The sequence below is a fragment of the Micromonospora acroterricola genome (assembly GCF_003172955.1).
Lineage (GTDB): Bacteria > Actinomycetota > Actinomycetes > Mycobacteriales > Micromonosporaceae > Micromonospora > Micromonospora acroterricola.
In genome coordinates this window covers 49,427-56,445 of sequence record NZ_QGKR01000208.1, presented here as the reverse complement: position 1 = coordinate 56,445, position 7,019 = coordinate 49,427, and the positions used below count along the sequence as shown (strand labels likewise).

General features: G+C 72.9%; 6 protein-coding genes. All 6 read left to right on the top strand.

The genetic code is table 11. The features are described from left to right. Positions 1-175: 175 nt before the first annotated feature. Positions 176-895, top strand: a complete 720-nt coding sequence (locus tag DKT68_RS17300; RefSeq protein WP_109818452.1) for a TIGR03936 family radical SAM-associated protein — start codon at positions 176-178, stop codon at positions 893-895. Positions 896-1,026: 131 nt separating this feature from the next. After that, positions 1,027-4,083 (top strand): Rne/Rng family ribonuclease, encoded by a 3,057-nt coding sequence (locus tag DKT68_RS17295; protein WP_109818443.1) that lies wholly within the window; start codon positions 1,027-1,029, stop codon positions 4,081-4,083. Between the two features lie 116 nt (positions 4,084-4,199). Continuing rightward, the gene (locus DKT68_RS17290) at positions 4,200-4,706 is read left to right on the top strand and encodes a hypothetical protein (RefSeq protein ID WP_109818442.1); all 507 of its coding nucleotides are present in this window, start codon (positions 4,200-4,202) and stop codon (positions 4,704-4,706) included. 166 nt (positions 4,707-4,872) lie between these two features. After that, positions 4,873-5,187 carry a 50S ribosomal protein L21 gene (gene rplU / locus DKT68_RS17285; RefSeq protein WP_074313742.1) on the top strand — a complete coding sequence of 105 codons (315 nt, stop codon included), beginning with the start codon at positions 4,873-4,875 and terminating at the stop codon, positions 5,185-5,187. A gap of 11 nt (positions 5,188-5,198) precedes the next feature. Beyond that, positions 5,199-5,453 carry a 50S ribosomal protein L27 gene (gene rpmA / locus DKT68_RS17280; RefSeq protein ID WP_109818441.1) on the top strand — a complete coding sequence of 85 codons (255 nt, stop codon included), beginning with the start codon at positions 5,199-5,201 and terminating at the stop codon, positions 5,451-5,453. 92 nt (positions 5,454-5,545) lie between these two features. Next, a complete protein-coding gene (obgE, locus tag DKT68_RS17275; protein ID WP_109818440.1) occupies positions 5,546-7,018 on the top strand; it encodes a GTPase ObgE in 1,473 nt (490 codons plus the stop codon). Position 7,019 lies beyond the last annotated feature (1 nt).

The following is a 7,019-nucleotide window of genomic DNA, read 5'->3' as shown; positions in this document are numbered from 1 at the left end:
GCCCGACCCGGCCCGGCCCCACCGCCCGGGTTGATCATGAAGTTGTTGCCAGCCGCACGGCGTGTCGCGGGCAATAACTTCATGATCAACCCGGTGCTGAGTTCCGAGGAGCGAGACGATCAGTAAGAAACCACAGCCGGAGGGCGGGCAGGCGCCGGTCGTCCAGCGCGTGCGCATCCGGTACGCCAAGCGCGGGCCACTGCGGTTCACCTCGCACCGGGACTTCGCCCGGGCCTTCGAGCGGGCGCTGCGCCGGGCGGGCGTGCCGATCGCCTTCTCCCAGGGCTTCACGCCGCACCCGAAGATCTCCTACGCCAGCGCGGCGCCCACCGGGGTGGCCAGCGAGGCGGAGTACCTGGAGATCGGCCTCCAGGCGCCGGTCGACCCGGAGGCGCTGCGAGCCGCCCTGGACGCCGCGCTCTCGCCCGGCCTGGACGTGCTGGAGGCGGTGATCGCCGACGGGGGCAGCCTGGCGGACCGGATCGAGGCGTCGCACTGGCACATCGAGCTACCCGACGTCGATCCCGCCGTGCTGCGCGCCGCGGTGGACGCCTTCACCGCCGCCGAGGAGGTGCTGGTCGAGCGGATGACCAAGCAGGGCCGACGCAAATTCGACGCCCGATCCGCGGTGATCTCGATCGATGTCCTCGCGCCGACGCCGACGCCTTCCGGGGCGGCGGCCGTACCGTGTGCGATACTCGAACTGGTCGTGCGGCAGGTCACCCCGTCCGTACGGCCCGATGACGTCCTTTCCGGCCTCCGCGTGGTGGCCGACCTGGAGCCGCCGGTCTCGCCGAGGGTGACCCGGCTGGCTCAGGGCACGCTGACCGCGCAGGGTGCGATCGTGGATCCGTTGGATGCGGACCGCGACGGGGCAGCCATCGTTGGGCACTGACCGACGGTCAGTGCTCTGGCAGGCAGACTTCGGCGGTCGCGCACCACGCGCGCCCGGCGGAAACACTTTTGCGGCGACCCTGCGTGGCAGCGCTCACCCGCGCCCGGGGCAGCCAGAACTGGAGAACGTCCATGCTCGAGAACGAGCCCGAGGGCGGCGAACGGACCGGTTCACAGCCGGCCGGCGACACCGCTGACCAGAGCACCACCGCCGACGGCGCCGCCGTCGCGGGTCCCCACGCTGCCGGGTCCGCCCCGCTGGAACCGGCCGGTGCGGAGAGCAGCGAACCCCCTTTGCCAGCGCGGCGTACCCGGGCGACCCGACGTCGGGCCGCCCCGGCCACCGCGGCGGAGCAGACCGACGCGCCGGTCGAGGCGTCCACCGGCGGGGCCGGCACCGGCGAGTCGCCGCAGGCCGAGGTCTTCGCGCCGATCTCCGGCGACCTGGACACCCCACCGAAGACCACCCGGCGCCGCCGCAAGGCCACTCCCGTGGAGAAGCCCGCCGAGGAGCCGCTGGTCGCGGCCTCCGCCGAGGAGACCTCTCCCGAGGTGGTTCCCCCGGTCAAGGTGACCCGGACCAGGCGCAAGAAGGCCACCCCGGCCGCCGTCGAGGAGCCGCCGGCCGTCGAGGAGCCCACCGCCGTGGAGGAGCCGGCCGCCGAGACGCCGGCGGAGTCCGACCTGCGCGAGGCGGAGGCCGAGCTCAACGAGGCGGAAACCGCCCCGAGCGAGACCGCCGACGAGACGTCCCGGACCGGTGGCGCACAGGACCGCTCCGGCGATGTTCCGCTGGGCGTGGCCGTGGCCGCGGTGACGAACGAGCCGATCGAGCCCGTCGAGGTCATCGAGCCGGAGCAGCCGCGGACCCGCCGCCGGCGCGCGGCGCTCTCCGCGCCCACCGTGCTGTTCATGGCGCCGCAGCCGGACGCCGTGCCGGTGACCCGGCCGGCGGAGCCCGCTCCGGTCGCCGAGGAGCCGGCCGTGGAGGAGGCCGCCGAGCCCTCCCGCCGGCGGCGGCGCGGTCGCCGCGACGCCGAGCCGGCGGAGCCGGTCGAGGCGATCGAGGCCGAGGAGGAGCCGACCGACGAGGCCGACGAGGCCGCCGAGGCGGATGAGGACGACGAGGACAGCGCCGCCGCGCGGCGCCGCCGCCGGCGTGGTCGCCGCGGCCGGGGCCGGGGCAAGGGCGGTGCCGACGACGCCGAGGACGATGAGTCCGAGGAGGCGGCGCAGGCCGAGGAGGAAGAGACCGCCGAGGCCGAGGGCGACGAGGACGAGGAGTCCGAGGCTGGGGACGGGCTGACCCGTCGCCGCCGGCGTCGTCGCCGTCGGGGCGCCGGCGACACGGAGGGTGCCGCCGACGACGGCGTGCCGACCGTGGTCAAGATCCGCGAGCCGCGCCGGACCGTCGACGAGGTGCAGGGCGTGTCCGGCTCGACCCGGCTGGAGGCCAAGCGCCAGCGCCGCCGGGACGGCCGGGAGCAGCGGCGTACCCGCCCGCCGATCCTGAGCGAGTCGGAGTTCCTGGCCCGCCGGGAGGCGGTCGACCGGGTGATGGCGGTCCGCCAGCGCGGTGACCGCACCCAGATCGCCGTCCTGGAGGACGGCGTGCTGGTCGAGCACTACGTCACCCGCAACTCCTCCGGCACCATGGCCGGCAACGTGTACCTCGGCAAGGTGCAGAACGTGCTGCCCAGCATGGAGGCGGCGTTCGTGGACGTCGGCCGGGGCCGCAACGCGGTGCTGTACGCCGGCGAGGTCAACTGGGACACCTCCGGCCTGGAGGGGCGTGCCCGCTCGATCGAGCAGGCGCTGCGCTCCGGGGACTCGGTGCTGGTCCAGGTCACCAAGGACCCGATCGGGCACAAGGGCGCCCGGCTGACCAGCCACGTCGCGCTCTCCGGCCGGCACCTGGTCTACGTGCCCAACGGCAACGCCTCCGGGATCAGCCGGAAGCTGCCGGACACCGAGCGCAAGCGGCTCCGCGACGTGCTGAAGAAGCTGGTGCCGGACGGCGCGGGCGTGATCGTCCGGACGGCCGCCGAGGGCGCCAGCGAGGACGAGCTGGCCCGTGACGTCAAGCGGCTCCAGTCCCAGTGGGAGGACATCCAGGCCAAGGCGGCCGAGGGTGGCGCCCCGGTGCTGCTCTACGAGGAGCCCGACCTGGTCATCCGGGTCGTCCGGGACCTCTTCAACGAGGACTTCCGCGAGCTGGTGATCGAGGGCGAGCAGTCGTACGACATCGTCGAGTCGTACCTGTCGCACGTCTCCCCGGACCTGGTCGACCGGGTGCGCCGGCACGTCGGCACGAGTGACGTCTTCGCCGAGTACCGGATCGACGAGCAGATCATCAAGGGCCTGGACCGGAAGGTCTTCCTGCCCTCCGGCGGCTCGCTGGTGATCGACCGCACCGAGGCCATGACGGTCGTCGACGTCAACACCGGCAAGTACACCGGCTCCGGGGGCAACCTGGAGGAGACGGTCACCCGCAACAACCTGGAAGCGGCGGAGGAGATCGTCCGCCAGCTCCGGCTGCGGGACATCGGCGGCATCGTGGTGATCGACTTCATCGACATGGTGCTGGAGTCCAACCGTGAGCTGGTACTGCGCCGGCTCACCGAGTGCCTGGGCCGCGACCGCACCAAGCACCAGGTCACCGAGATCACCTCGCTCGGTCTGGTGCAGATGACCCGTAAGCGGATCGGCGCGGGCCTGCTGGAGGCGTTCAGCGAGACCTGCGAGTGCTGCAAGGGTCGGGGCGTCATCATGCACACCGAGCCGGTGCCGGAGAAGCCGCGCGCCAACGGGGCGGGGGAGAAGGTCAAGGCGGTCGCCTCGTCGGTCGCCGCCGCCCCGGCCGCCGAGCAGGGCACCGCGTCCTCCCGCCGCCGGGCGCGCAAGAGCGCGTCGGCGGAGAAGGCGGTGGTCGAGGTCGTCGACACCGACACCAGCGCCGAACCGGACGCCGACTACGTGGACACCATGGGGTACGACCTGTCCCGCTACGAGTCGGAGAGCGCCGCCGCTCCGGCGGTCTCCGACAGCCAGCAGGGCGAGTCGGCCCGGCTGGCCGCGGCCGACGACCCGGACGCGCTCGCCGACGGCGACGCCGACGAGGAGAGCGCCGAGGGCACCGGCCGTCGCCGCTCCCGCCGGGGCGGCGCCCGTCGACGGACCCGCCCCTGACGCTCTGACCGGCGCGGTGTTTGACGAGGTCCCTTTCCCGGCAATGTGACGGGGGAGGGGCCTCGCTGGTCCGGCCAACCCGGTCCATGATCGGCCACCCTGGTCAGGAGAAGAAGATGCGCCGTCTGCTCGCCGTCGCCGTGCTGGTCACCGTGCTCTCCGCCGGCTGCTCCACCGACCGGCCCGCTGACGAGGGGCCGGCCGGAGCGACCACCGGGGGCGCCGGCCCGACGGCCGGCACCGGGGGCGCCCCGGTCGGGTCGACCGGCACACCGGGTGGTGGGACGGCGGGCGGCGACACCTCGCAGGTCTGTGCCGCCGCGCAGGAGGCCGGGGCCACCGCCGTCCAGACGTACGTGGCGGAGCTGGGCCGGATGGTCGCGGCGGTCGGCGCGGGAGACAGCGTGACGGCCGAGGCGGCCCGCCAGCGGGCCGAGGCCGCGTTGACCGGCTGGCGGACGGCGCTGCGGGAGCAGTCGTCCCGGGCCACCGATCCGCAGCTCAAGACGCTGCTCACCGACATCGGCACGGAGGTCGCCGGGCTCGGCGCCGACGTCGAGTCGATCGACGAGACCGAGCTCGACCGGCTCCAGCAGCGCCTCGACCAGCTCTGCCCGCGCTGACCAGGGCGGGCCGGTTTGGGGTCCGGGCCAGCAATGGCGTACTCTTGCCTGCGGCGCACCTTTGGTGTGCCGAGTTCCCGTGTGCCCGCGCCGCCGTGCACTGCTACCCGGCGAGCCGCCGCGGGGACGACCGCCAGCAGCCTCAACGACAGGGAGTCCGCCTCCGATGTACGCGATCGTCAAGACCGGCGGCAAGCAGTACAAGGTCGCCGAGGGCGACGTGATCGAGGTCGAGAAGCTCACCGGTGCTCCCGGTGACGCGGTGAAGCTCACCGCGGTGCTCCTCGTCGACGGTGACGACCTGGTGACCGACGCGGCGAAGCTTGCCGAGGTCGCGGTGTCCGGCGAGATTGCCGCGCACACCAAGGGCCCGAAGATCAAGATCCACAAGTTCAAGAACAAGACCGGCTACCACAAGCGCCAGGGTCACCGCCAGCCGCTGACCCAGGTCAAGGTGACCGGCATCTCCAGCGGGAAGTAGGTCGTCCTCCAATGGCTCACAAAAAGGGTGCGTCCAGCTCGCGTAACGGTCGTGACTCCGCGGCCCAGCGACTCGGCGTGAAGCGCTTCGGTGGTCAGGTCGTCAGCGCCGGTGAGATCCTCATCCGGCAGCGTGGCACCAAGTTCCACCCCGGTGACCTGGTCGGCCGTGGCGGCGACGACACGCTGTTCGCGCTGTCCGCCGGTTCGGTTCTGTTCGGCACCAAGCGCGGTCGCAAGACCGTCAGCATCGTTCCGCAGCAGTAGCTCTCAGGCTTTGCGGGCCGCGGACCTCCGGGTCCCGGCCCGCTTCGCTTTTTCGCAGTGCGGGGTCCGACCTCGCTGGAAGGATTGACGCCGTGGCGACGTTCGTTGACCGGGTCGTTCTGCACCTGCAGGCCGGCGATGGCGGGCACGGTTGTGCCTCGATCCACCGCGAGAAGTTCAAGCCCTTCGGCGGGCCCGACGGCGGCAACGGCGGGCACGGCGGCAGCGTGTCCCTGGTGGTCGACCCGCAGGTGACCACGCTGCTCGACTTCCACTTCCGCCCGCACGTCAAGGCCGACAACGGCAAGGGTGGCGCGGGGTCGAACCGGGACGGGGCCAACGGCCAGGACCTGGTGCTCAAGGTGCCCAACGGCACCGTGGTGCAGACCCTCGACGGCACTGTGCTGGCCGACATGGTCGGCGCCGGCACCACCTACGAGGTGGCGCGCGGCGGGCGGGGCGGGCGCGGCAACGCCTCGCTGGCCAACGCGAAGCGCAAGGCGCCCGGCTTCGCCGAGCTGGGCGAGCCCGGCGACCAGCTGGACGTGGTGCTGGAGTTCAAGAGCGTCGCCGACGTGGGCCTGGTGGGCTTCCCGTCGGCCGGCAAGTCGTCGCTGATCTCGGTGATCTCCGCCGCCAAGCCGAAGATCGCCGACTACCCGTTCACCACCCTGGTGCCCAACCTCGGCGTGGTCCGGGTGGACAACCACACGTTCACCGTCGCCGACGTGCCGGGCCTGATCCCCGGCGCGGCCACCGGCAAGGGGCTGGGCCTGGAGTTCCTGCGGCACATCGAGCGGTGCGCGGTGCTGGTGCACGTCATCGACTCGGCGACCCTGGAGCCCGGCCGCGATCCGGTCGCCGACATCGAGACCATCGAGGCCGAGCTGAACCAGTACGGCGGGCTGGCCGACCGGCCGCGGCTCGTGGCCGTGAACAAGGTCGACGTGCCGGACGGTCGCGACCTCGCCGAGATCGTGCGCCCCGACCTCGAGGAGCGCGGCTACCGGGTGTTCGAGGTCTCGGCGGCCACTCGGGAGGGGCTCAAGGAGCTCACCTACGCGATGGCGGAGCTGGTCGACGCGGCGCGCAAGGCAGCGCCGCCGGCCGAGCCGACCCGGATCGTGATCCGGCCGATGGCCGTGGACGACGCCGGCTTCACCATCACGGCCGAGACGGACGGCTCGTTCACCGTCCGGGGCGTCCGGCCGGAGCGGTGGGTCAAGCAGACCAACTTCGACAACGACGAGGCGGTCGGCTACCTGGCCGACCGGCTGGCCCGGCTCGGGGTGGAGGACAAGCTGGCCAAGGCCGGCGCGCAGCCCGGTGACCTGGTCCGGATCGGTGAGCGCGAGTTCGACTGGCAGCCGACGCTCTACGCCGGTGTGGAGTACACGCCCGGCAACCGGGGCACCGACGTCCGGCTGGAGGAGAAGTCGAACCGGGCGTCCGCGGCGGAGCGGCTCGCCGCCCGCAAGGCCCGCCGGGTGCGCTCGGCCGACGAGGTGGGCGCGGACGCGTCCGACGACATCGACGACATCGACGACGAGGACGACGCCGAATAGC

Bases quoted from the DNA above. Each gene is read 5' to 3' on its own strand.
- rpmA (WP_109818441.1), top strand. From the start codon at position 5,199: ATGGCTCACAAAAAGGGTGCGTCCAGCTCGCGTAACGGTCGTGACTCC.
- rplU (WP_074313742.1), top strand. From the start codon at position 4,873: ATGTACGCGATCGTCAAGACCGGCGGCAAGCAGTACAAGGTCGCCGAG.
- DKT68_RS17295 (WP_109818443.1), top strand. From the start codon at position 1,027: ATGCTCGAGAACGAGCCCGAGGGCGGCGAACGGACCGGTTCACAGCCG.
- DKT68_RS17290 (WP_109818442.1), top strand. From the start codon at position 4,200: ATGCGCCGTCTGCTCGCCGTCGCCGTGCTGGTCACCGTGCTCTCCGCC.